Source organism: Nostoc sp. (genome assembly GCF_036917355.1).
GTDB lineage: Bacteria > Cyanobacteriota > Cyanobacteriia > Cyanobacteriales > Nostocaceae > Nostoc.
Genome location: NZ_JBALDP010000064.1, coordinates 212,669 through 238,905, shown reverse-complemented (window position 1 = coordinate 238,905; position 26,237 = coordinate 212,669). Strand labels below are relative to the sequence as shown.

Sequence of the window (26,237 nt, the reverse complement as noted above, 5' to 3'; positions counted from 1 at the left end):
AGCGAGTATAAAAGACTCGTTAACGGAGTTCAAAGGGTGCGTTACGCTTTTGCGCTAACACACCCCAGGATTGCGATCGCTTTATAATTGCGATGTCTACGATGGTCACTGAGCCTGTCCTGAGCGTAGCCGAAGGGCGCAGCCGAAGTGCGGGCTACGCCTACGCAGCGATGAAACAAATCCATAACTACTTATCCCAATTCTCTTGATGGAGAAACGGTTTCGTTAATTTGAGAAGATGGTTTATTCAAGAAGAAATTCCAAATTCTTTGAATAGCTATTATTAGAAAACCAATCACAATTACTCCTGCTACCACTGGTAAAGCTAGCGCCAGCACAGACAGTCCGATGGCGATGAGCAACTCAATGGTTGACACAACAGGATTGGTTAATCCACCAGAAACGCCAGTAGAACTTATCCGCAATATATTCGTTAATCCCTGAGTTAATCCTGCGGTTCCACCACCAGCAACTAAAGCTAACGTCCACTGTACGAGTGGATTCATCTCTGGAGCAACAGATGCTGTAACAATTGTCCCGGCGATAAATGCCGCAGGAGTGGCTACAATATCCAGCAGATGATCCAACCAAGGAATGTAATAACCAGTAATTTCTAGTAAACAAGCGACTGCAAAGACAATTACAGCTTGAGGTGTTTCCACCCAATCAAAGTTAGTCGGCAAATCTAAATGTCCAAAAACTGAAGCCACACTCAATGCTAGCAGTGGTACAAATACTCGAAAGCCAGCCGCCGCGCTCAAACTAATCCCCAGTAATAATTCAATAAATGTATTGAGATTGAACAAAGAATTTAAATCCATAGTAAGACTCAAGTTATACTCCTGGTGTTTTTTCCATCTTTGAGCTGAACGGAGTAACAACTCTAAGCTGTAATCCCAAGATAAGAAACTTGGCGAAAATATTTCATCTCACTATGTGTAGAATCCGTAAAATCCCACCTGTGCCAATACTGTGTAGGTTTTGCCTAAAAAATAACTCTAATGTAGGTTGCGTTGAAGATTGTGAGCCAGCGACCTGTAGAGTGATATCATATCCGCATAATTATTTAACCACAGTCATTACACCCCAACCCCTCCCCGCTTGGTGTACACACAAGTCGAATTACCCCCCTTAATCCCCCCGATGTATTGGGGGGAAATAGGAAATTTGGTTCCCTCCCCTTTATAAGGGGAGGGTTAGGGTGGGGTAAAACCTTGGGTTTTTCAGCTATTTCAGACTTGTGTGTAAACCGTAGGCTTGCGGGGTGGGGTTCTTCGGCTTTAATAAGCAATCAAGCAGACATGATATGAGGGCGCTTTTGCATAATTCTGTTATCGCCAACCTTGAGAAATCAGGTCAAAATGAGCCAATAGTGAGTTTCAGCAAAACAGACTTTATTAAAAGATGCCGAAAATATCACAATCTTGGAAAATAATAAAGTAAGTCGAGTATCACATGACTCACTTGATTTCCTCATTTATTCTAGGAAAATATGACTCATCCTTTCCTTGAACGCCTGCGTAGTCCAGATAGCCCAGTCCTCGTCTTCGACGGGGCGATGGGAACCAATTTACAAACCCAAAACCTCACTGCTGAAGACTTCGGCGGCCCACAGTATGAAGGTTGTAACGAATACTTAGTCCACACGAAACCCGAAGCTGTGGCTAAGGTTCACCGGGACTTTCTCGCTGCTGGTGCTGATGTCATTGAAACCGATACCTTTGGCAGTACCTCCTTGGTGCTGGCAGAATATGACTTGGCAGACCAAGCTTATTACCTCAGCAAGACAGCCGCAGAATTAGCGAAACGTGTGGCGGCGGAATTTTCCACGCCAGAAAAACCCCGATTTGTGGCTGGTTCCATCGGCCCCACAACTAAACTCCCTACCTTGGGACATATTGACTTTGACACTATGAAAGCTACTTTTGCCGAACAAGCAGAGGCGCTGTGGGATGGTGGTGTCGATTTGTTTTTGGTGGAAACTTGCCAAGATGTGCTGCAAATTAAGGCGGCGCTGAATGCCATTGAAGAAGTGTTTGCTAAGAAGGGCGATCGCAGACCGTTAATGGTGTCTGTGACAATGGAAAGCATGGGCACAATGTTGGTTGGTTCAGAAATCAGTGCTGTGCTGACAATTTTGGAACCTTACCCAATTGACATTCTCGGTCTAAACTGCGCCACAGGCCCAGACTTGATGAAACCACATATCAAGTATCTGGCAGAACATTCACCTTTCATCGTTTCTTGTATTCCCAACGCGGGTTTACCTGAGAACGTCGGCGGTCAAGCACACTACCGCCTGACACCGTTAGAATTGCGGATGTCATTGATGCATTTTGTTGAAGATTTGGGTGTCCAAGTGATCGGGGGTTGCTGTGGGACGCGTCCAGAACACATTCAACAATTGGCAGAAGTCGCTAAAGACCTGAAGCCAAAAGTTAGACATCCTAGCTTAGAACCAGCAGCAGCATCAATTTACACCACTCAGCCTTACGATCAAGATAATTCCTTCTTGATTGTTGGCGAACGTCTGAACGCCAGTGGTTCCAAGAAGTGCCGCGATTTGCTAAACGCCGAAGATTGGGATGGACTCGTTTCAATGGCGAGGGCGCAAGTCAAAGAAGGCGCACACATCCTCGATGTCAACGTCGATTATGTGGGGCGTGACGGCGTGCGGGATATGCACGAATTAGTTTCGCGCATTGTTAATAATGTGACACTGCCTTTAATGCTTGACTCCACCGAATGGGAAAAAATGGAGGCGGGTTTAAAGGTTGCCGGTGGTAAGTGTTTGCTGAACTCCACCAACTATGAAGATGGGGAAGCGCGCTTTTTGAAGGTGCTGGAGTTAGCGAAAAAATACGGTGCTGGTGTAGTCATTGGTACTATCGATGAAGATGGAATGGCGCGGACAGCAGACAAAAAGTTTGCGATCGCCGAACGCGCATATCGTCAAGCTGTAGAATATGGCATACCACCCACAGAAATATTCTTTGATACCCTAGCGTTACCAATTTCCACCGGGATTGAAGAAGACCGAGAAAACGGTAAAGCCACAATTGAATCTATCCGACGCATTCGTGAAGGATTGCCTGGATGTCATGTAATTTTGGGTGTTTCCAATATTTCCTTTGGTTTGAATCCAGCCTCGCGGATGGTGCTGAACTCAGTGTTTTTGCACGAAGCGACGACGGCGGGAATGGATGCAGCCATTGTCAGTGCTAACAAGATTTTACCGCTGTCGAAGATTGACGCCCGCCATCAAGAAATTTGTCGGCAGTTGATTTATGACGAACGGAAATTTGAGGGTAATGTTTGCGTTTACGATCCCTTGGGAGAGCTTACCACAGCGTTTGCGGGGGTGACAACTAAGCGCGATCGCTCCTTAGATGAAAGTCTCCCTATCCCCGAACGTCTCAAACGCCATATCATCGACGGCGAACGCATTGGTTTAGAAGAACATCTGAAAAAAGCCTTAGAAGAACATCCCCCCTTAGAAATTATCAACACCTTTTTGCTAGATGGCATGAAAGTTGTCGGGGAATTATTCGGTTCAGGACAAATGCAGCTACCCTTTGTTTTGCAATCAGCAGAAACTATGAAAGCGGCGGTGGCATTTCTAGAACCGTTCATGGAAAAATCAGAATCAGGCAACAATGCCAAGGGAACCTTTATCATTGCCACAGTTAAAGGCGATGTCCACGACATTGGTAAAAACTTGGTGGATATCATCTTATCCAACAACGGCTACAAGGTGATTAACCTGGGAATTAAACAGCCGGTAGAAAACATCATCAACGCTTACGAACAGCACAAAGCTGATTGTATTGCCATGAGTGGTTTGCTGGTAAAATCCACCGCCTTCATGAAAGAGAACTTGGAGGTATTTAACGAAAAGGGAATTAGTGTCCCTGTAATTTTAGGTGGTGCGGCGCTGACTCCTAAATTTGTCTATGAAGATTGTCAAAATACCTACAAAGGTAAAGTCGTTTATGGCAAAGATGCCTTTTCTGACTTGCACTTCATGGATAAATTAATGCCAGCAAAGGCAACTAATAACTGGGAAGATTTGCAAGGATTTTTGAATGAAGTTGAAACTGCTGAAGTTTCGACAAATGGTCACAAAGAACCAAAAGCTACAACTGCTGAAGAAACATCTGCTGAACCAAAAGTAGTAGATACGAGACGTTCTGATGCTGTGGCTGTAGATATTGAACGTCCAACACCGCCTTTCTGGGGAACGAAATTGTTGCAGCCTAGTGATATTCCCATCGAGGAAATATTCTGGCATTTAGATTTACAAGCTTTGATTGCTGGACAGTGGCAATTCCGCAAACCAAAGGAACAATCTAAGGAAGAATATCAGGCTTTCTTAGCAGAGAAAGTTTACCCAGTTTTAGAAAGTTGGAAACAGCGAATTATTGAGGAGAATCTGTTACATCCCCAGGTAATTTATGGGTATTTCCCTTGTCAAGCCGAGGGGAATTCTCTACATATATATGACTCAGAGAACCAATCACAGCAAGTTACAACTTTCGAGTTTCCTAGACAAAAGTCTTTAAGACGGCTGTGCATAGCAGATTTCTTTGCACCGAAGGAGTCGGGAATTATTGATGTCTTCCCAATGCAAGCGGTGACTGTGGGGGAAATTGCCACAGAGTTCGCTCAAAAGCTATTTGCTGCCAATCAATACACAGATTACCTGTATTTCCACGGTATGGCAGTGCAGGTAGCAGAAGCTGTAGCTGAATGGACACACGCCAGAATTCGCCGTGAGTTAGGTTTTGCTGCTGAAGAACCCGACAATATTCGGGATATGTTAGCACAACGCTATCGTGGCTCGCGGTATAGTTTTGGGTATCCAGCTTGTCCAAATATTCAAGACCAGTACAAGCAACTGGAGTTATTGCAGACTGACAGGATTAACCTGTATATGGATGAAAGCGAACAACTTTATCCAGAACAGTCTACCACTGCGATTATTACCTATCACCCGTTAGCCAAATACTTTAGCGCGTAGAATCCTACTCGTTAAAGCAATAGCCTTGGTGTTAGTGAGATTTTGCCCTGGAAAATCCCCCTTCAAAGCCTCTCTTCTTCTAGGCTACGGTGTGTATACAAGTCCTTCTCACCCCCTCTAACTCCCCCTTAGCAAGGGGGAGAACCGGATATTTCCCCCCTTTACAAGGGGGAATTAAGGGGGGTAAACCCAAGGTTTGACCTTCATTACTGAAGATGTGTGTACACCGTAGCTGAGTTGGAGAAAGGTCAAAGTGTATTGTATACAAACGAAACAAGATACTGTTACTTTGATGATTGTTCCGGGAATCCTGTAGTTGTATACCCACCAAATTTGTTAATCTCTCAGCTTAGGTAGGCTTATTTATGCAACTCATCAGTTCGTTAGATATTAGAAATTCAGAATATTTATCAAAAAATCGCCTCATCAGTTACCATCACCAGTTGCGTCTAATTTTTTCGCTGGGTAATCAGGTAAAAAACGTTCTGGAAATTGGGATTTTTAATTCTCTGTTAACAGATATCTTGAAGAATAATGGATACAACGTCTCCACTGCTGATGTTGACCCCAGCCTCAAGCCAGAAATAATTTTGGATTTGACTACAGATTTTTCCTTACCAAAAGATAAATTTGATGCGATTGTCCTGTTTCAAGTTCTGGAACACTTCCCCTACGAACAGTCAGAAGAAGCATTGAGAAAACTTGCTATTGCAACCAAGAAATATTTGGTGATTTCGATTCCCTATTGCACCCAATACCTCTCGTTTCAGGTGAAAACCTCTTTCTCAGGCAGACCAAGACATTTACTATTTAATGTCCCCAAATTCTGGAGTACAACGCCAGTCTGTGACGAACACTGCTGGGAAATGGGTTTAAAAGGATATCCGAAAACGCGGATTTTAAACTCTGTTGCCAAAGCTGGGTTAACTGTTAAGCAAGAATTTATCGATCCCACTTATCCATACCATTATTTTTTGGTGTTGGAGAAGAATTCTAGTAATACTTAAACAGCAATCTGTGGGGAGTGAAGAATCGGAAGTAGGGGAATCCGAATCAGAAAATGGCGGCAAACAACGCTCAAAAAAGGTGCGATCGCCTAAGTTATGCTTTTAAAATCCTAATTGGTATCATGCCCTTCTGTGTTCTCCGGGTTTATCCTGGAAAGCAGAGGGCTAGGTTGTATTACCTACTATCATCATTTCAGATACTAACATCGAAAATTACCAATTATGCTAGAACAAGGCACTATCAGTATTCATACTGAGAATATTTTCCCGATCATCAAGAAGTCGCTTTACTCAGATCACCAAATCTTCTTGCGGGAACTGGTATCCAACGCTGTAGACGCCATCCAAAAGCTAAAAATGGTATCCCGCGCCGGCGATTATGCTGGAGATATCGGCGAACCAGAAATTGAAATTGCCATTGACAAAGATAAGAAAACTCTATCCATCTCCGATAACGGTATCGGAATGACCGCAGATGAAGTTAAGAAATATATCAATCAAGTTGCCTTCTCTAGTGCTGAAGAATTTATTCATAAGTATGAAGGCAAATCAGATCAACCGATAATCGGCCACTTCGGTCTTGGTTTCTACTCTTCCTTCATGGTGGCGCAAAAGGTAGAAATTGATACCCTATCTTACCAAGAAGGAGCGCAGGCGGTTCACTGGTCTTGTGATGGTTCCCCAGCTTTCACTCTTGAAGAATCTTCCCGGACAACTCGCGGTACTACTATTATTCTCAGCCTGCAAGGGGAAGAAGAGGAATTTCTTGAATCGGCACGAATCAAGAATCTTGTCAAGACATACTGCGACTTCTTGCCAGTCCCGATTAAACTCGATGGCGAAGTCATAAATAAGCAAAAAGCACCGTGGCGAGAGTCTCCGAGTAATTTGACTCAAGAAGATTATTTAGAGTTTTACCGCTATCTCTATCCTTTTCAGGAAGAACCTTTGTTATGGGTACATCTAAATACAGACTATCCCTTTATCATTAACGGGATTCTGTATTTCCCGAAAATGAGGCCGGATGTAGATGTTACGAAAGGGCAGATCAAGCTATTTTGCAATCAAGTTTTTGTTAGCGACAACTGCGAAGAAATTATCCCGCAATTCCTGATGCCGATGCGGGGTGTGATTGATAGTACCGATATTCCCCTAAACGTATCGCGCAGTGCCTTGCAAGGCGATCGCACCGTGCGCAGAATTGGCGATTACATTGCCAAAAAAGTAGGCGATCGCCTCAAAGAACTTTTCCGCGATAACCGCGAACAATACATTAGTGCGTGGAAAGACCTCGGTACTTTTGTCAAATTCGGCGTTCTCAACGACGAGAAATTCAAAAAACAAATCGAAGATATCATTGTCTTCCGCACCACTGCCAAGCTGACAGAAAAAGTTGCTACTGAAACGCCAGTGGTTGAAGTCCAATCTTCAGACGGCGATGCTTGGCAAGATGTCACTCCTTCACCCAGTTCTGACTCAGCACCCAGCGCTCCCTATACTACGCTGAAAGAGTATCTAGAACGCAACAAAGAACGCAACGAAAACCGGGTTTTCTACAGCACTGATGAAACAACCCAAGCTACATACATAGAACTGCACAAAAATCAAGGTTTGGAAGTCCTATTTATGGACTCCTTCATCGACACTCACTTTATCAACTTCTTAGAGCGGGAATATCAGGATGTGAAGTTTACGCGGGTAGACTCAGATTTAGATAATACCCTGCTGGAACAAGATAAAGATAAGGAAATTGTCGATCCCAAGACGAACAAAACCCGGAGTGAGACGATCAAAGAGTTATTTGAGAAATCCCTCAACAAACCCAAACTCAACATCCGTACCGAAGCCTTAAAATCAGACGATCCTCAAGGTACACCACCTGCGATCGTGCTTTTACCAGAGATTCTCCGCCGCCTGCGAGAAATGAACGCCATGATGCAGCAGGGAACAGCAGAGTTTCCCGAAGATCACATTTTGCTGGTGAATACTGCTCATCCCCTGATTCAAAATCTGGCAAATCTGAACCAAGGTAGTATCATTCAAGGTGACGGACAATCGTCTACAGATCAGTTAGTCAACTTGATTTGTCAACACGTTTACGATTTAGCGCTGATGTCTCAGAAAGGATTTGACGCTGAGGGAATGAAATCTTTCGTCGAGCGATCGAATGAGGTACTCACCAAGTTGACGGAACAAGCGAGTAAATAGTGGTGAGTGGGCATTGGGCATTGGGCATCCCTTCGGCTTCGTTCAGGGCAAGTGGGCATTGGGCACTTGTACTGAGCGTAGTCGTTGGCGCAGCCTCTCGTAGAGAAGTATTGGGCATTGAACATTGGAAATTGTTTAATGGTTATTCTTCCCCTGCTCCCTCTGCTCCCTCATCTCCCCACTTCTGCTGCCTAAGACCTAAAATGGAAAGGCTGTATTAAAATAACAATCTGGAGATAGTTGCTATGTCCCGTCGCTGTGAACTCACTGGTAAGAAGGCAAATAACGCTTTTTCTGTTTCCCACTCCCACCGCCGTACAAAACGCCTTCAGCACGCTAATCTGCAAGACAAGCGTGTTTGGTGGGAAGGCGGAAATCGCTGGGTAAGACTAAAGTTGTCTACCAAAGCAATTAAAACCCTACAAATTAATGGGTTAGAAGCAATGGCAAAAGAAGCTGGCATTAACTTAAATCATTACTAAGTAATCTGGATTTCATAACCCGAAACTTTTGTAGGTTGCAATATAGGTGATTCGTAGGGGCGCACAGCTAGCTGTGCGCCCCTAGTGTTTATTACATCTTGAGTAGCAGGCAGGCTCTCTATATTTTGAATTCTGTTGGCAGTAAGCATTGGGAACAAGTTAAAAGTAAGCAAGTTTTGTCAATACCTCTTTGAGCATAAATATATCTGCATAAGAATAATAATCATAGCGAAGTGGAAGGAGGCGAGCGTCGCTTGCCTCCTTCCACAACCTCATATTTGATTATCATTATTGTGCTGGTTTGCTAGGATGATTTGCTTCCAAAAAATTATGTGAAACTCAGTTAAGACAAATACTTGAGTAATTGTAAAAAACCGTGAGCAGCAGCCCTAAGACTAATCGAGATCATGAATTTTTGGCTACAATTAATTGCTCAGAATATGAGCTTTATTACCCGGTTAAAGAAGGGAGCAGCGATTCATGTAGAGCAAGTATTCACGGATAGCTTTTTTCTGAGAGACCGTCTGGTGCATCTTGGTTCTGGCACAAAGAAAACTCTCTTTATTACCCTTCGTCTGGTTGAAATTCGTTCAGGAAAGACATGGCATTCTTATTTAACGAGTGTGCTTGACCCTACAGTTATACCACCCTATGTTGTGGCTGATTTATACCGCCGAAGATGGAGAATTGAAGATGCTTTTAATACTGTAAAGCGACTTTTAGGTTTAAGTTACTTATGGACTGGTTCAATGAATGGCGTTCAATTGCAGATTTGGAGTACCCCTCTTTTGTCACTCTGGGGAAATAAAAATTGGGGCTAAATGATGAAACCTAAATTTAGCGGGAAGATTAGCGATTGCAAGCTAATAGAAACCTTCAAACAAAGCTCTACAGTTAAAATCCTATCTGGACAAGGGCTACAGATTATTCTCTGCCGAAAGTGACAAAAGAGGGATAAGGATCAACCGTCTCAGAAATAGTGTTTAAATTAAATCAAAAAATAAAAATAACTTGGAGTTTTAATTCTTTATTCTGAAGAGTGATGTCAATTTGCCTAATGAATTCTCGAAAGTAAAATCTTCGTTCTGTTTCCGACAAATCTAACCAAAATTGTGGTATAGAAACAGCTTGAGCAACAGAACGCAAGTTAACTGGAGGGAGAATTGCCAACTTTGCTTCGAGTACAGAAATTTCTGTGCGGAGTTTGTAGGCCCTTAATTTTGCTGTTTCGGCATCTAAAATTCCAGTTTCAATTAAAGCGGGTAACTGAGCAAGTATTTCTTGCTGACGAGCGATCGCTTGTCCTAAACTATTCTTGAATGCATCCAACTGAGGAAAATTCATTCCTGCTACCGCCAGAGGTAAATCACGGCAAACGGTTTCAATGGTATGTTCCAACACCTGTTGGTAGGGAATAGCTTTACACTTGGGGCTTTGGGGACAGCTAGTAGAACGTAAATAAAGATACTCTTTATCTTGGTTGCGTTGGGTAACACGGGTAACTGTCAGATGCGACTGGCACTCAGCACAGACAACCAACCCAGCCAGAGAACGCGGTGCGCTAGCAGTTCGGGATGGTAAACGGCTGTTACGGCGTAAAAGTCGGTCAACTTGGGCCGCTTCTTCCTTAGAAATTATTGGAATATGGGTATTGGAGATAATTTCACCATTTTGGTAAGCTGTATTGCCGCGATAAACTGGATTAGTCAGCCAACGTCTTCCTGTGGTGGCAGAGATTTTCTTGCCGTATTTTTTCGCCAAGTAACGCACTGAACCCCGCAGGGAACCATAAAGTAAAAAGTGTTCAAAAAAATCTTTGACTACTGGTGAAGTACTGCGGTCAATGGTATATTTTCCTTTACCTCTGCGATAGCCGTAGGGAACTTTGCCGGGTGGCGGTGCAATCTCAAGACGATTACGGGCGTGTCCTTGGCGGATGCGGCGACTACGTTGTTGACGTTGGATTGCGTGTAGTAAATTCAGCAAGTCAGCGCCCAGAGGGTAATTTTCGGAAGTGTAGGGTTGTTCAGTGGCGATTACTGCGATTCCCATTACTTCAAGTTGATTGAGGCGATCGCTAATTTCCTCTACAGTATCTCCTAATTCTTCCAACCGACGAATCAGGAGATAATCTGCTGGTTCAGTTTGGCAATCTATGAATAATTGTTGTAATTGCGATCGTTCAGAAGAGTCTGGCTTGCCCAAATCTTCATAAACCCAATCCACCTCCCATCCCCAATCGGCTCGATCGGGAGAAGTTTCTAATAGCGGATTGGTGTAAGAGTAGGCAATTATTTTCAAAGGTTTAGCGCAGCATCACAAAGAAATGGTATCAGTTATAACTACTAGCTTGACGACAAAACATCAAGTGATATTGTCCGCCTAGTGCCATGAGTTCATCATGAGTGCCTACTTCGATAATTTGTCCGTGTTCGATTACTACTACTCGATCTGCTAGTTTTGCCAAAGCGAGGCGATGGCTGACTACAACGGCTATTCTCCCCTTCGCCAGGTGACGCAAAATATTGTAAATTTCATGTTCTGTTTTCGGATCGAGGTTTGCTGTTGGTTCGTCAAGGATGACTAGTTCGGCTGGAGACAGTCGCAGCAAAGCACGAGCAATCGCTAATCTTTGCCATTGTCCTCCTGATAGATCGATACCACCTTCTAACTGTTTGCCTAAGAGAGTTTCCAAACCTCGATCGAGATTTGAAATTACTCTCGTCAAACCAGCCTCAGCGATCGCTTTCATAATTGCATCGTCATCTTTTATTTTAAGTAAATCCCCAAAAGCAACATTCTCCCGCACGGTAGTTGGAAACCGAGCGTAATCTTGCATCACTACATCAATACGCGATCGCAAATCTTCTAGTGGGAGCGATCGTAAATCCTGCCCATTCCAAATAATCGCACCTTGGCTAGGATCGTAGAGGCGACATAATAACTTTGCTAATGTAGTCTTGCCAGCACCATTTTCACCCACGAGTACAATCATCTCGTTGGGGTGAATTGTCAAGTTGATGTTTTTCAGAATTGGCTGATTGCTATTGGGATAGATAAAGGATAGATTTTTGATATCAATACCTGTTTGCGATCGGCGATCGTTCCCATTTCTTTGAAAATGCCGGTTGTTAACAGCCGATTCTCTGACTTCTCCCCATACCTTTGTTACTGACTTTGATTGCAACTCTGCATGAGAATGGGACAACTGCGGCTCTAACTCCAAAAGTTGGAAAATCGGCGTCGTTGCCAGTGCAATATTATATAACTCTGACCCGCCAGACATCAGATTATCTAAACTCCGACGCACTTCCAAAATTACCCCAGTGTAAAGTGCCAAATCTCCTAATGTATGGGTTCCGCCTAACACTCCCTGGATTACGTATATGTATGGCAACGCCAAGCCGAACCCACTTAATAAAGACCAACCAATAACTGCTGTTGTCCCCCGACGGCGGATTTGTTCCATTGCTCTAAAAATGGTACGGTAAAGTCCGTACCAGCGTTCTAGTAGTAAGGGTTGCAAGCTAAACAAGCGTATTTCTTTGGCGTATGTTTCCCCGGTTAAAACTGTTTTATATAAATTCATTTCCCGAAAAACACTCGCTTGAGTTCTTTCTACTCCCCAAGCTTGCTTACGGTATTTCATCTGCACATACATCACCGGGGTAACGCAGCTAAACAAAATTAGTGGTACCCACCAAGTCAGGGACACCGAAAGCAGTATGGCTGGAATGAAGATAAAAATTCCCTCTAACATCGTCACCAGCCTGAGACAAAGCTCTGGAAGTCTTTGCACTCCCTTTTCGGTCAACTGCACCAAATTGAGCAAATCGGGTGTTTCAAACAGAGCAATATCTTCAAAAGTGGCAACCTTCTCAATTACTTGTCCTTGGACAAAGCCGAAAATGCGATCGCGCAGAGAAGTATACACAAAGGCATTGATGTTAGCGATCGCATCACTGACCAAATTGACCAACAGTGAACCTGCAATACTGTACAGTAGCAGCGGTTGCGAAACTATCAGGGCAATGGCATTCTGCGTTGTCCCTGTACTCAATAAGCGGGTTATTTCATCAATGATCGTTTTGTTGAGCCAAATGGCGATCGCTGGGCCTGCACCACCCAGTAATGTCAGGATTGTTACATAGCGTAGCTCCTTTGGAACTACCTGGATCACTGTTACTACACTCCGGCGAAATGCTTGGAATGGAGAAATTTCAATTATTTGCATATATTTTAAAGTAGCAAATAATAGCAAAATTCCCGGATAGACGTTGTGATCTCAATTCAACTCGTAGAGAAGTGCGGGCTACGCCTAAGCACTATCGCTACTGAGAGAAGGCGATCGCATTATCGCCTATGCCTATCACCTAGAACTAGAAGTTTATAGCCTCCATTCCTTAGTCCGCTCTGTTACTCCTAGTACATATTCTTGGTTTGATGCCCAAGTACATTTGCAATATGCACCAGAAGAATTTGAGTGTGCAGTGGCACTTGAGTATGAAAAGTAATTATTGATACTGTATTTAGCTATAACAAATCTAAAAATTTTTCCAAGTATATACGAGCCTGCTTTCAAATCTTAGCTAGGGCAGAACGCTTAACTGAGCGATTTGGTTTTTCAAGGCAAAGTAAACGCTCATATCAGACCATTTCTTAACAAGTGTACTTACGTAAAAACTGCGTTTATTACATAGATATATTGAAGTTAAAGTAAAAATAGATCACAGTAAATTAGCTGGTTACAATTTAGCGTTAGCCTCAATACGATATAACACAATACACCTAAAGTATTGATGTAGAGAAGCGATTTATCACATCTTCAAAGACCAATTATCTTTCAATTAACTGTATTGCAATATAACAAGTTATGCATTGTTTGCTATTCAAATAGTGGGTTTTATGCCAATGAATATCAAAAAAACTTTGGGGATTTAACAACCAAACATGTGGCAGATTATCCTTTGTACAGTCAAGCAAGAAATGTATTTTCGCTCTAATATTAAACATTGAAAATCGGCGCGATTAAAAAAATGCAACAATTACTAGCATTGATTGAAGAAAAAAAACAAGAATATGCTCAATTACCCTTGTTTAATTTCATGCGAGACAAGAGTATAAATGCCAGACAAAGATTAGTTTGGGCACCATGCGCCGCCCATTTTATTATGAATTTTGGCGAACTGAATAAGTGTTTTTTGCGAGTAGAACCAACAAAGGATCCAATTCAGGTACTAATTAACAAACATACTTATGAAGATGACCATCATTGGCTGTGGTTTTTGGAAGATTTGAAGAACCTAGAGCTTGATAAATCATTGAAATTTAGTGATGCGTTGAAATTTCTTTGGAGTGAAGAAACTAAGAATGCTCGCTGGCTAAACTATCAGCTATATCGATATACTTCAAACGCTACTCCTATTCAGAAAATTGTAATTATTGAAGTTCTCGAAGCGACCGGAAACATAATGTTTTCAAATGCGGCAGAAGTTGGTAGAGAAATTAAAGCTATTACCCAAAAACCATGCCGATATTTTGCCGATTTTCATCTGAATGTTGAAACTGGTCACATCATGGGTACATCTGGAATAGAGCAATTTTTACAAGACATTCAACTATCAGAAGAAAGTCGGCAAGAAGCTTTTGAATTAGTTGAGAACTTATTTACAGTTTTCACACAATTTACAAATGAGCTTTTGGTATATGCTAAAACCCATCAAATCGAGCAAGAATTAAAAGCTGCATAAATTCTTGAATAAGTTTTTTGTAACTGATTTTCCTACTTAATTTTAGACTTCAAGAGGAACTTTTGCTATGTTAAATGATGTACAAAATATTGTAATTGTTGGTGGTGGTTCAGCCGGTTGGATGACGGCAGCTTATTTGAGTAAAGCACTAGATAAAAATATTAATATTACTCTGGTAGAATCATCTAATATCACCAAAATTGGAGTTGGAGAAGCAACTTTTAGTACCATCAAAGTATTCTTTGATTTTCTTGGTCTACAAGAATATGAATGGATGCCAAAGTGTAATGCCACATATAAAATGGCAATTAAGTTTGTCAACTGGAATGCGAAGGGGCAACACTTCTACCATCCCTTCCAAAGATATGAGGTAATTGATGGCTTTGATATCTCTGAATGGTGGCTGAAAATGAAGAAAGATCGAGAAGCATTTGATTATGCTTGCTTTCTAATTCCTTGGCTATGCGACCATAAACTGTCGCCAAAATATTTAGATGGTAAAGTCTTCGATCGCAAAGTTCAAAATGAATTTTCTCAAGAGCATACCATCAAGAAAAATATCCTGGATAAGTTAAAGATTCAGTACCCCTATGCCTATCATTTTGATGCGAATCTACTGGCAAGATTCATGAAAGATTATGCAATGGAAAGGGGAGTGAAGCAAATTGTTGATGATGTGGTAGATATTAAGTTAACTGAGGATGGGAGCATAGATAGTCTCACAACCCAAGAGCATGGGATTCTCAGTGGCGACCTTTTCATTGACTGTACTGGTTTTCGTGGTCTTTTGATCGACAAAGCTCTTGGTGAGCCATTCATTTCTTATTCAGATTCACTATTGTGCGATCGCGCGATCGCCATGCAAATACCAACTGATATCAAAAAAGATGGTATCAACCCTTACACCACATCAACGGCACTTTCGTCTGGTTGGGTCTGGAATATACCTTTGTATGGCAGAAATGGTACTGGGTATGTTTATTCGAGTGCATTCATTTCTGCTGAGGACGCAGAACAGGAATTACGCCAGCATTTGGGAGCCGTTGCTGATAATCGTCAAGCCTCTCATATCAAGATGCGGATTGGACGGAACAGAAACTCATGGGTGAAAAACTGTGTAGCAATTGGCCTTTCCAGTGGATTTGTGGAACCGCTAGAATCTACTGGCATCTTCTTTATTCAACATGGAATTGAAGAGTTAGTTAGCCACTTTCCCAGCAAATCTTTCAATCAAGAGCTAATTCACAGCTATAACAAAGTTGTCGCTGACTGCATAGATGGTGTGCGAGAATTTTTGACACTTCATTACTATGCTAGCGATCGCACCGACACAGAATTCTGGAAAGCAACTAAGAACAATATCAAAGTTCCAGAAGAACTACAGGAAAAATTACGATTATGGAAAAATAGACTGCCAAGCAACAAGACTATCAACCCGAAATACCACGGCTTCGAGTCTTACTCTTATTCGGTAATGTTGCTGGGGCTAAATTACATGCCTGAAAGCAGTCTTCCCATTTTAGAACATATTGGAAATGACAACGCTGAAGCTGCATTTTTGGAAATTAGGGAAAGAGCCAATTACCTAACTTCAACTTTACCGTCTCAGTATGAATACTTAACTCATGTGATGAAGTCACAAGAACAGTCAGAGTATTTGAGTGTGGTTAGCGATCGCTCATATCAGATTCCTACACTAGTTTCATAATTTAGGAGAACCCAAGATGACGGTGAAACAAGTATGTGTGATTGGGGCTGGAGTCAGCGGATTAGTCTCAGCAAAGACGTTTCTTGAGGAAGGTTACGAAGTGACATTGTTCGAGAAACGGCAGGGACTTGGTGGTGTGTGGGAAAGGTCGAGGGCTTACCCAGGACTGTCAATTCAAAATCCCAGAGATACCTATGCTTTCTCAGACTTTCCTATGCCTGCCTCTTATCCCGAATGGCCTTCAGGAGAACAAATATGCGCTTACCTTGAATCCTATGCCCAACACTTTGGTGTCACAGAAAAAATTCAGTTCGGTGCAAATGTCACCAAAGTGGAGCGCAAATCAGGAAATACTCCTGGATGGATTGTTAGTGTTAGCTTTCAAGAAGATGGTCAGGAGATCGGAAAACAAAATTACGAATTCGACTTTGTGATTGTGTGCAATGGTACTTATGATATTCCCTACATTCCTAACTTGCCGGGGATGGAAGAGTTCATTGCCGCCGGAGGTCAGGTAATACATACTAACAATTTTAATGACGGCTCTGTAATTGAGGGCAAGCGAGTGGTTGTTGTCGGTTTTGGCAAGTCAGCCACCGATTTGGCGAATCTCGCAGCTAGCAAGGCCAAGGAATGTACCCTTGTCTTCCGTCAAGCGCTGTGGAAAGTTCCCAACTTCTTTCTCGGTGTGTTGAACATCAAGTATGTCTTCCTGACTCGGTTTGCAGAAACTTGGATGCCCTATCATAAACTTCAAGGATGGGAAAAGTGGCTGCATAGTTTTGGCAAGCCGCTGGTGTGGGCATTCTGGCGGCTAAATGAGACTCTCCTACGCTTACAGTTTCCCCTTGATGCTTGTGGGATGGTGCCCAAACAACCGATGAACAAATTGATTGGTTGTAGTATCGCCTTGGTACCTAAAGGCTTTTTTGAGCATGTACGCGCGGGTAAAATTCGTGCTGTGAAGACAAAGATCGATAAGTTTTTTGCTAGTGGCGTCGAATTGGATAACGGCGAACGAATACAGGCAGATGTTGTTGTCTTTGGCACAGGTTTTCTTCAGGATATCCCCTTTTTAGAAGAGAAGTACCGCAGACACGTATTTGATGAAGAAGGCACTATCCATCTTTACCGCCATCTCATTCACCCTCATGTTCCACAAATGGGTTTTGTTGGTTATAACTATACTTTCTGTGCCCAGTTATCAGCAGAAATTGGTGCTAGGTGGTTATCAGAGTATGCTAAAGGAAATTTACCTTTACCATCCCCGCAACAGATGCTAGAGGATGTAACAACAGAGTTGGAATGGAGGAAGAAAGATAGACCTTATGCTTTCGTCAGTGGAGCATGTGTAACTCCTTTTACATTCCATTATATTGATGAGTTGCTTCAGGATATGGGTTTGAGTAGCCGCCGTCAAGCAGGGAACTTGGTTGGGGAGTTTTTGATGCCAATAGATCCATCTGCTTACAAGCATTTGGGTGAGGAATTACAAGCAAAACAAAAACAACATCCATCTCTCAATGATTTGGCGATCGCCTCCGGCGGGGCATAGCCCATCGCGGCAAATGTAGAGGTGACAAGCGTTCGTTGATATCTCCCGAATACGTTTCGGTGAAGTTCTCAACCGAACCCTATACTAAATTTACGTGAGTCTCCAACAAAGACTCACGTAAATTTTCCAGTATCGTTAGCTTGTCTTATTGTTGCAGCGGAATCTCAATCACAAACTCAGTTCCCTCTCCCAGAGTAGATTCACAGCTTAACTGACCCTTGTGTTTGTCCACTACCACTTGATAGCTAATTGATAACCCCAACCCCGTACCACTTCCTACTGCCTTAGTGGTAAAAAATGGATCAAATATTTTCTGCTGCACCTGTGCAATCATCCCATAACCGTTATCAGCAATCCGAATCTTCAACGTGTTTACTTCTCCTAATTCAGTACGAATACGAATTTGAGGATTTTTCCTGGGAGAATCTTCTTCATTGTTGTATTCGTCTAAAGCATCGATCGCATTACTTAAAATATTCATAAACACTTGGTTGAGTTGACCAGCATAGCAAAGAACATCCGGCAGTTGTGCGTAGTCTTTAAAGACTTCAATTTCCGGGCGATCGCTCTTTTCTTTGAGTCGGTGCTGCAAAATCATTAGAGTACTATCGATACCTTCATGAATATCTACAGGCTTCATTTCCGATTCATCTAGACGAGAGAAGTTACGTAAGCTCAGAATAATATTTCGGATACGGGAACTTCCCACCTTCATCGAGTCGAGAACCCTTGGGAGGTCTTCTGTCAGGAATTCTACATCCATTTCCTCAATTTTTTGCTCCACTATTGCTGAGGGATGAGGATATTGTTGCTGATAGATATTAATCAAATCTAGCAATTGTTGAACATAGTCACTTGCGTGACTAATATTACCATGAATAAAATTGATAGGGTTATTAATTTCATGGGCAATTCCCGCCACCATTTGCCCTAATGAGGACATTTTTTCGCTTTGGATCAATTTACTTTGGGTACTTTGTAATTCTTCTAGGGCTTCTTGTAAATGCTGATTTTTTTCGTTAAGTTCTGCTGTTCTTACTACCACCCTTTCCTCTAATATATGACTGTACTTCTCCAATTGCTCATTCGCTTCAGCCAAATTATTGTAGAGAATGGCATTTTCTAAAGAAATTGCAGCTTGGATAGTTAAGAGCTTGAGAACTTCTAGGCGATCGCGTGTAAATGCTCCTGTAGTTAAATTATTTTCTAGATAAATCAGTCCCAGCAATTTGCCCTGATTAAGCATCGGAATACATAATATGCTCTTTGGCTCCTCACGGTTAATATAACGATCTACTGCAAAAGAAGCTTTCGCTTTAATGTCATCAATTACTAATATTTCTTGGGTTCGTTTGACATAATTAATCAAAGAGATAGGAACACAATCGCTGGATTCTAAAGGAATAGATAAAAACTCTGTGTGAGTATCTCTAAAAGTAGAACCAGGACTAATTGCGGCAACAGTTAAGTCTAAGTTATTAGCTTCACTCAATATCAGCACACATTTAGAAGCTCCTGCATTCTCCATGACAACTTCCATTAAAGTAGAAAGGAGTGCCTCCAGCTCAATCTCTCCAGACACTGCTTGAGAAGCTTTAATCACAGTTCCCAAATCTAACATATCTGAAATACTAGTGTTGGAGCCAATCACAGTTTCATTTGTAATCAGAGTAGATTTATTGCTAAGTGTAGATAGGTGTAGACTCAGTTCAGGTAGATTTTTTTCACTGCAAGAATAGCTAGTTTCTTCTTGCTGAATCATCGGGAGAAGTAATTCAGAATAGCGTTTTTGCAAGTCATAAACTTTAGCTAATGCTCCCCAGCGAACATAGCAATAGTAGGCATCAGTGAGATAGAATTGGGCAATTCTTTGTTTACCCCATTTAAGGTAAAATATAGCCGCTAATTCGCAAGCAAGAGCTTCTTCGTTAATGTAATCATTTTCTTTGGCAAGAGAAATAGCTTTCTCATAATTATCTATCGCTTCAAGATGTTGACCAAGAACTCGATGCCGTTCTGCCTCTACTAAATAAAATTTATGCAAGTGGTTCATGGGAGCCTGAACTCCCCAATTTTGCATTTTTTTCTGATTTTCTGTTACTCTATGCAGGATTTCTTTTTGTTCAAATTCATCGAAATCAGAATAGACTGCTAGATGCGTCAATGAATCATAGAAATAAAATTGAGCAGTAACAAACATGCCGACACCAGCATATAAGTACTTTTCTGCCATGACAGTATTTTTAAGAGCTTGAGAGTAATCAGCCAGCAGATAACATACCTGAAGTTTGCAGAAATAGAGGAAAAACAGTGCGACTCCATCTTTAGCTTTCAGATGAAGTGGTAGCATTTTCTCTTCATCATAAGCTGTACCAATTAAACTCTGCGGATTTTGAGCATCTCCTAGCAGATTCAAGATTGTTTGCCGAAATATTTCATTCCAATAAAATACTCTTTCTTGCTTTATTTGCTTAATAGTCTTGCTATATACTTCTATATCTTGTTCAAGTTTTATTAGTTCATGACCTGTGAAGTATGCATGTTGAGAGTAACCATAAAGAGCATAAGCTGCAAATTCCATATCTCCTACTTCGAGATTAGTCGTATAAGACTCAAGTAAGGGTTTCAATGTTTGCTTTAGATGCTCTTTCCAATGTCTGACAAGGTGATTAAATGTTTCCATAACCTTGCCAGTTACTTCTTTTGTCTGGAAATTAGGCAACAAACTATCAGCTAGTTTCCCAAATTTATATCCAGAATCAATATCTCCTATTACCCCACACAACATTACTCCATACATCACATACGCAAAAGCAGACAAAGGAGAATTACCAAATTTGATCGATAAATTGATCTGTTTCAGAATAATAAACAGTAATAATTCCGGCGCAACTGTATAAGCAAGACCAATTGAACTAGATAGAATACGCATGATTATCAGTGGTTGCGCTTCTGTAATTTCCGGCAGTTCAATTAAGTCTTGAATAGACCTATTAGCCAACTTTGCAGATGTTGTCTCTATTGCTAACTGAATATCTGATTGGCTAGGATTTGTAGGGAACTCTACTCCTAAAGTTTTCAAAAAGGTTTTTGCAATATGGACAGCTTCTAGTTCTTTTCCTTGTGCGCCATAAGACTGTATTTTAACTTCATAAGCTTTCACTTGATCTAGTGAAGTTTTTGCTTTTAGCAACACAACCTGGACAAATTTTTCTGTATATTCAAAGTCACCACTGAGATATGCCGCTTCTGTTGCCGTATTATACAAAGCTAAGGTGAGATCGTATTTAGTATCCCAACTATCATCTGCTAGTAGCTCAATTCCAATAGTTAAATACTTCAGTGCCGATGAATAAGCTGTTGATACCAAAGCTTTACGTCCAGCCATCAGACTCATTTCAGCTAACTCATTACGTTTAGCTTGATGGGTAATAAATTCGGCTGCAATATTGAAATGATTGACAAGCTCAAAAATATTTTCTTCCCGTTCGGCAACTGGAGTGTTGTTCAAGAGAAGCAGTCCAATTTTTAAGTGTATTTGCTTGATTTGGTCTTTGGCAATTAGAGAATAGGCTGCTTGCTGAACTCTGTCGTGTACAAATTTATATTTTGGTAATTGGGCATTAGTAAGTGATAAATTTTCCGATTCTCTAGTTGAAAAGCTTAATAGTTGTCTATCATTTTCTGGTGTAAAATTATAACCATCTTTCTGAGGTATAATCAGTCCTTCAAGTAATGCTTGCCATAAGTCAGATGCAGTATCTATTAAAGATTTTTCATTAACAAGGGACAATGTTTTTAAGTCAAACTCATTACCAATACATGCAGATATTTTCAAGACATTCTGTACATTTTGGGGCAATTTTCCTATTTGTATGCCCATAAACTCTACAACATCATCTGTAAGAGATAAGGTTTTAATTTTGGTAATATCGTACTTCCAATAACCTGCATCAAAATCTAATTCAATTAGTCCATCATCGTATAATAGTTTGATAAATTGGGATGCAAAAAATGGGTTCCCTTTCGTTTTGAAAAACACCATTTGAGTCAGAGGTACAGCAATGGTTTCTGGACAACGTAGTGTATCAGAAATCATCTGATTTAAATCAATCTGACTTAAAGGTGAGAGTTTAATTGTATTAATTACTGCTCCTGCTTTGGCAATTTCTTGTAGTGTCAAATGTAGCGGATGTAAATTTGATACTTCATTATCCCTATAGGCACTAATTAGTAGCAAACTGCCTTTGCTTTTAGATATATTCTCTTTATCTTTAGCAAGGGAAGAAGAATTTCCATCCATTAATAATTGAATAAACTTCAAGGAAGCCGTATCTGCCCATTGCAAATCATCTAAAAAAATAACCAGAGGATGATCTTTAGTAGTGAATACCTGAATAAATCTCTGAAACAATAAATTGAAACGATTTTGAGCAGCACTACCAGTAAGTTCAGCAGATGGGGGTTGTTTGCCAATAATTATTTCAAGTTCCGGAATTACATTAATGATTACCTGAGATTGCGTACTCAATGCCGATAAAATTTTGGTTTTCCACTGTTGAATTTGGGCGTCTGTTTCGGAAAGTATTTGACTAATTAAATCTCGCAAAGCTTGCACCAATCCTGACAACGGGATGTCACGTTGGAATTGGTCAAATTTTCCTTTGATGAAGTAACTACGCTGTCTGGCAATGGGTTTGTGGACTTCATTAACCACAGCAGTTTTACCAATCCCTGAGTAACCAGAGACTAAAATCATTTCCGTGCTTCCCTTTGTCACCCGGTCAAAAGTACTCAGGAGAATTTCAATCTCTCTTTGACGACCATAAAGTTTTTCAGGAATGGCAAAATGATTTGAGATATCCCGAATTCCTAATTCAAAGGCTGTAATATTTCCTTTCTCTTGCCATTGGTTTTGACATCTCTCCAAGTCATACCTGAGTCCATGAGCGCTCTGATATCGGTCTTCAGCATTTTTTGCCATCAGCTTGCTGATAATATCAGATAAAATTGTGGGAATATTGGAGTTAATATGACTGGCTTTTGGCGGTTCTTTGGCAATGTGAGAGTAGACTAACTCCATCGGTTCAGTAGTACTAAATGGTAACTGCCCTGTCAAGAGTTCAAAGAAGGTGATACCCAAGGAATAAAAGTCGGTACGGTAGTCTATACCTCGATTCATGCGTCCTGTTTGTTCAGGGGAAATATAAGCTAGAGTACCTTCTAGGACGTTGGGATTTGTGAGAAATTGAATTTCTTTTGGTAATAGAGTAGCAATACTAAAATCGATGATTCTAGTCCTACCTGTTATCGGATGAATTAAAATATTAGCAGGTTTGATATCTTTGTGAATTATGCGATAGTGATGTAGCTGTTCTAAAGTTGCACTAATTTCAATGGCAATACCGAAAAACTCACTCAATGAAACAGAATAATTTCCTTTTTTCTGCTCTTCTTGCTGCCAGAGATTAAGGGCAATACCACCAAAATCTTCCATTACTATCACATATCTATTGTGATATTTTTCTAGGTTGATTGGTTTGACTATGCCTGGAATTTCAAGGTTTTGGGTAATAGTGTATTGATTGTGAAACTGATTAATTTCAGCAAAGTTAGGATCTTCATTACGCATCAATTTTAAAATAACTGATTGCCGATCTTTTTCTCTGATAGCTCGATAAACTAAGGTTTTTTTACCTGAATATAATTGCTTAATAATGCGATAGCCAAGTATAGGAAATACTTTATCTGATTCTACTAACATTGCATTTAGTTATGATAATTTTCTGTCTATGGTTTAGTATACCCAGAGCATAGTAGCTACTATCAGTGAGTAACGGAATTTTGTAAGGTGTTAAAAAGTATGGTTATTAATCACCGATTGGTAGCAGATTGTAAGTAACTGAGGTATAAGAATATCAGTGTATTAACGGTTAATGAGCGGCTATTTATGTTTAGTTTCTTCAAAAAGCGAAAATTGAAAAATACTGAGATCGCACATAAATATTAGACATTTTAACCGCAGACAGATATTCATTTTGCTGTATCTAGAGGTAGAGAATATACTCACAATTGTTCATAGTTTTGACAGCAAGATACATTTTACAAAGTATACTGTGTATAACAAAATTAGAATTTACGTAAGCTATCACCAAATCATAAAAGCGATCGCACTCATAACTTTATTCAATTTTTAAGACTTCACTACTACCCATTGCGTTACAGCCGCCATTGCTCGCCAACCTAAAAATTTACCAATAGGTTCCGCTCGCTGAATGGCAATACGAGTTAAATCGCCACCGACTCGTTCATGCCATTGAAATAAAGTTTGCTCACCCTCTACTGTGACAACATTGGCCACTAAACGTCCACCTGGCCGCAGTGCTTCCCAGCAAACATCAAAAAGTCCCGTTGCTGTAACCCCACCACCAATAAAAATAGCATCTGGTGCTGGCAAATCTTTCAGGGTATGGGGCGCTTTCCCTTCAATGATTTGTAGATTTGGAGTACCGAGAGTGGCAGCGTTGTCAGCAATATACAGTAGTCTAGAAGAATTTTGTTCGATCGCGATCGCTCGACATCGCGCATTACTCCGCATCCATTCAATTGAAATTGAGCCGCAACCCGCACCCACATCCCACAATAATTCTCCCGGTGTCGGTGCTAAAGCTGCTAGGGTAATTGCCCTAACTTCACGCTTCGTTAATTGTCCATCATGGTGGTAGGCGTTATCTGGTAATCCTGGCAATCTTGGTAATGGGATAACCCCAGTATCAGCAATACAATCAACTGCGATCGCATTCAACACTGCAACTTCCGTTTCACTCCAAGATGCAGCCGTACCTTCCACAATTCTTTCATGAGCGCCGCCCATACGCTCCAATACAGTGATTTTACTGCCACCATAGCCGCGATTTGTCAAAATTTGAGCAACAATAGCGGGTGTGTCTTTACCCTCACTCAAAATCAACAGCCGCGCTTTTGGGTAAATGTAAGACTGGAGTAGGGAGGATGGACGACCATTCAAACTCAAGGTTTCCACCTCGGTTAAAGACCATCCCACCCTGGCACAGGCGAGGCTGAAGGCTGAAGGTGCGGGGATAATCGTCATTTCAGAGATGGGAATTCGCCGCATCAAGGTGACACCAATGCCATAACACATCGGATCGCCGCTTGCGAGTACGCAGATTGACTGCCCCCGACGCTGGATGATTTCGTCTACTGAAGTGCTAATGGGAGATGACCAGACTAGTTTCTCACGTCGATCGTCTGTAGGGAGCATTGCTAAATGGCGATCGCCTCCCACAATTACTTTAGCTCGATCGATTAAAGAACGAGCGATCGCGCTTAACCCCTGTAATCCATCTTCCCCAATGCCAACAATAGAAAGCCATTTCTGTATCATGCTAATTCATGATTAATTACTTTATAACCTTGTTGGCAGCGAACTTTTAACTAATAATTCCGAGATTATTGTAGATTTCGATCAGATTGCCATCAGGATCGCGCAAATGAGCTGTGCGGATTCCCCAGCTTGGGCGATCTTGTGGTTGAGTCACAACGAGCGCATTTTGATCCTTTACTTGCTCATAGACCTCATCCACGTTATCCACTGCCAAAATCAGGGCAATTTTATCTCGATTGACAACGTATGAAGGCTGTTCAATTCTTGGGACTACTTCAGCCATTAATTCTTGTTTGAGCAAACCCAGCTTGAGATATCCGGTATTAAACTCAGCATATCCGCTATCTTCATCGCCCCAATCGACATCAAATTTCAGCAGATCCCGGTAGAACAGAAAAGAATCTTTATAATTGGAGACAAGCAGTCTCAGGTGTGTTAGCTGAAGCTTCATATCTGTTGGGTTAGTCTACTAACTGTGAATTCTAGGTTCTGGGTGCAAAGTCGCCAGCAACTCGCTTTCGACAATTGCTAATTCATCAAGCCGCTGCATGACAATTTCTTTGTCGAAATAAGTAGCAGCTAAAACCCAATATATACCGTAGTGACGCGCTTCGGATGCCATTAGCCCACGATAAAATTTTGCTAACTCTGGCTCTGGACAGTGAGCAGCTAATAGTCCCAGGCGTTCGTGAGAGCGAGCTTCAATTAAACCAGTGACTAGTAAGGAATCCAGAAATCGCTCAGGTTCTTTGGGGCGTACTTGAGCTTTTAAACCCGCGCCGTAAGGAGGTGGTGGTAGGGGAGCTAGGGGAATATTCCGGCGTTCTAACCATTGGTTGACTAATTCAAAGTGTTCTAGTTCTTCGCGGGCGATCGCAGTTAACTCCCGCACCATTTTAGTATTGGAAGGGTAGCGAAACATCATGTTCAAGGCCACGCCTGCTGCTTTGCGTTCGCAGTGGGAGTGGTCGAGTAAGATGATATCTAAATTAGCGATCGCTTGTTCAACCCAAGCAGAACTAGTGGGCTGTTTTAGGACGTTGATAGTCGGCAACTGAGTAAGCACAGAGTCAAAAAACTCCAGAATTTTAATTTGGCTGAG

The 26,237-nt window shown here is 41.5% G+C and carries 14 protein-coding genes and 1 pseudogene; 8 read left to right on the top strand and 7 right to left on the bottom strand.

The window, feature by feature from the left end; translation table 11 throughout:
• Positions 1 to 191 precede the first annotated feature (191 nt).
• The gene (locus V7K53_RS20825) at positions 192 to 821 is read right to left on the bottom strand and encodes a DUF4126 domain-containing protein (protein ID WP_335199396.1); all 630 of its coding nucleotides are present in this window, start codon (positions 819 to 821) and stop codon (positions 192 to 194) included.
• 671 nt (positions 822 to 1,492) lie between these two features.
• Between V7K53_RS20825 and metH the strand changes: the two genes are divergently transcribed.
• From metH to V7K53_RS20800, 5 genes and pseudogenes are all read left to right on the top strand, one after another.
• Positions 1,493 to 5,020: a methionine synthase gene (gene metH / locus V7K53_RS20820; protein ID WP_335199394.1), complete on the top strand. Its 3,528-nt coding sequence runs from the start codon at positions 1,493 to 1,495 to the stop codon at positions 5,018 to 5,020.
• Positions 5,021 to 5,385: 365 nt separating this feature from the next.
• On the top strand, positions 5,386 to 6,027 hold the full coding sequence (locus V7K53_RS20815; RefSeq protein ID WP_335199392.1) for a class I SAM-dependent methyltransferase: 642 nt from the start codon (positions 5,386 to 5,388) through the stop codon (positions 6,025 to 6,027).
• A 222-nt stretch (positions 6,028 to 6,249) separates the two neighbouring features.
• Positions 6,250 to 8,235: a molecular chaperone HtpG gene (gene htpG, locus V7K53_RS20810; protein ID WP_335199390.1), complete on the top strand. Its 1,986-nt coding sequence runs from the start codon at positions 6,250 to 6,252 to the stop codon at positions 8,233 to 8,235.
• Positions 8,236 to 8,480: 245 nt separating this feature from the next.
• On the top strand, positions 8,481 to 8,717 hold the full coding sequence (rpmB, locus tag V7K53_RS20805; RefSeq protein WP_322680645.1) for a 50S ribosomal protein L28: 237 nt from the start codon (positions 8,481 to 8,483) through the stop codon (positions 8,715 to 8,717).
• A 410-nt stretch (positions 8,718 to 9,127) separates the two neighbouring features.
• Positions 9,128 to 9,499, top strand: a pseudogene (locus V7K53_RS20800) (transposase); the annotation flags it as partial.
• 211 nt (positions 9,500 to 9,710) lie between these two features.
• On the opposite strand, the gene V7K53_RS20795 reads toward V7K53_RS20800, so the two are convergent.
• Positions 9,711 to 11,018 carry a recombinase family protein gene (locus V7K53_RS20795; RefSeq protein ID WP_335199389.1) on the bottom strand — a complete coding sequence of 436 codons (1,308 nt, stop codon included), beginning with the start codon at positions 11,016 to 11,018 and terminating at the stop codon, positions 9,711 to 9,713.
• 31 nt (positions 11,019 to 11,049) lie between these two features.
• The gene (locus V7K53_RS20790; RefSeq protein WP_335199388.1) at positions 11,050 to 12,951 is read right to left on the bottom strand and encodes an ABC transporter ATP-binding protein; all 1,902 of its coding nucleotides are present in this window, start codon (positions 12,949 to 12,951) and stop codon (positions 11,050 to 11,052) included.
• A gap of 802 nt (positions 12,952 to 13,753) precedes the next feature.
• Here V7K53_RS20790 and V7K53_RS20785 point away from each other — a divergent pair.
• The 3 genes from V7K53_RS20785 (at position 13,754) to V7K53_RS20775 (ending at position 17,730) form a co-directional block, all read left to right on the top strand.
• Positions 13,754 to 14,467, top strand: coding sequence for a hypothetical protein (locus tag V7K53_RS20785; protein WP_335199387.1), 714 nt, complete (start codon positions 13,754 to 13,756; stop codon positions 14,465 to 14,467).
• A gap of 67 nt (positions 14,468 to 14,534) precedes the next feature.
• Positions 14,535 to 16,175 (top strand): tryptophan halogenase family protein, encoded by a 1,641-nt coding sequence (locus V7K53_RS20780; RefSeq protein WP_335199386.1) that lies wholly within the window; start codon positions 14,535 to 14,537, stop codon positions 16,173 to 16,175.
• A 16-nt stretch (positions 16,176 to 16,191) separates the two neighbouring features.
• The gene (locus V7K53_RS20775) at positions 16,192 to 17,730 is read left to right on the top strand and encodes a flavin-containing monooxygenase (RefSeq protein ID WP_335199384.1); all 1,539 of its coding nucleotides are present in this window, start codon (positions 16,192 to 16,194) and stop codon (positions 17,728 to 17,730) included.
• A 145-nt stretch (positions 17,731 to 17,875) separates the two neighbouring features.
• On the opposite strand, the gene V7K53_RS20770 is transcribed toward V7K53_RS20775, so the two are convergent.
• The 4 genes from V7K53_RS20770 to V7K53_RS20755 all read right to left on the bottom strand — a co-directional run bounded on the left by V7K53_RS20770 (position 17,876) and on the right by V7K53_RS20755 (position 26,201).
• Positions 17,876 to 23,494, bottom strand: coding sequence for an ATP-binding sensor histidine kinase (locus tag V7K53_RS20770; protein WP_335199382.1), 5,619 nt, complete (start codon positions 23,492 to 23,494; stop codon positions 17,876 to 17,878).
• Positions 23,495 to 23,923: 429 nt separating this feature from the next.
• Entirely contained in the window at positions 23,924 to 25,135 is a 1,212-nt protein-coding gene (gene cbiE / locus V7K53_RS20765) for a precorrin-6y C5,15-methyltransferase (decarboxylating) subunit CbiE (RefSeq protein WP_335199380.1), read from the bottom strand.
• Between the two features lie 46 nt (positions 25,136 to 25,181).
• On the bottom strand, positions 25,182 to 25,586 hold the full coding sequence (locus V7K53_RS20760; RefSeq protein WP_335199379.1) for a VOC family protein: 405 nt from the start codon (positions 25,584 to 25,586) through the stop codon (positions 25,182 to 25,184).
• An 18-nt stretch (positions 25,587 to 25,604) separates the two neighbouring features.
• Positions 25,605 to 26,201 (bottom strand): tRNA-(ms[2]io[6]A)-hydroxylase, encoded by a 597-nt coding sequence (locus tag V7K53_RS20755; RefSeq protein WP_334839021.1) that lies wholly within the window; start codon positions 26,199 to 26,201, stop codon positions 25,605 to 25,607.
• Positions 26,202 to 26,237: the final 36 nt, after the last annotated feature.

Excerpts from the sequence above, each read along its gene's own strand:
- V7K53_RS20825 (WP_335199396.1), bottom strand. The coding sequence starts at position 821 with ATGGATTTAAATTCTTTGTTCAATCTCAATACATTTATTGAATTATTA.
- metH (WP_335199394.1), top strand. The coding sequence starts at position 1,493 with ATGACTCATCCTTTCCTTGAACGCCTGCGTAGTCCAGATAGCCCAGTC.
- V7K53_RS20815 (WP_335199392.1), top strand. The coding sequence starts at position 5,386 with ATGCAACTCATCAGTTCGTTAGATATTAGAAATTCAGAATATTTATCA.
- htpG (WP_335199390.1), top strand. The coding sequence starts at position 6,250 with ATGCTAGAACAAGGCACTATCAGTATTCATACTGAGAATATTTTCCCG.
- rpmB (WP_322680645.1), top strand. The coding sequence starts at position 8,481 with ATGTCCCGTCGCTGTGAACTCACTGGTAAGAAGGCAAATAACGCTTTT.
- V7K53_RS20790 (WP_335199388.1), bottom strand. The coding sequence starts at position 12,951 with ATGCAAATAATTGAAATTTCTCCATTCCAAGCATTTCGCCGGAGTGTA.
- V7K53_RS20785 (WP_335199387.1), top strand. The coding sequence starts at position 13,754 with ATGCAACAATTACTAGCATTGATTGAAGAAAAAAAACAAGAATATGCT.
- V7K53_RS20780 (WP_335199386.1), top strand. The coding sequence starts at position 14,535 with ATGTTAAATGATGTACAAAATATTGTAATTGTTGGTGGTGGTTCAGCC.
- V7K53_RS20775 (WP_335199384.1), top strand. The coding sequence starts at position 16,192 with ATGACGGTGAAACAAGTATGTGTGATTGGGGCTGGAGTCAGCGGATTA.
- V7K53_RS20770 (WP_335199382.1), bottom strand. The coding sequence starts at position 23,494 with ATGTTAGTAGAATCAGATAAAGTATTTCCTATACTTGGCTATCGCATT.
- cbiE (WP_335199380.1), bottom strand. The coding sequence starts at position 25,135 with ATGATACAGAAATGGCTTTCTATTGTTGGCATTGGGGAAGATGGATTA.
- V7K53_RS20760 (WP_335199379.1), bottom strand. The coding sequence starts at position 25,586 with ATGAAGCTTCAGCTAACACACCTGAGACTGCTTGTCTCCAATTATAAA.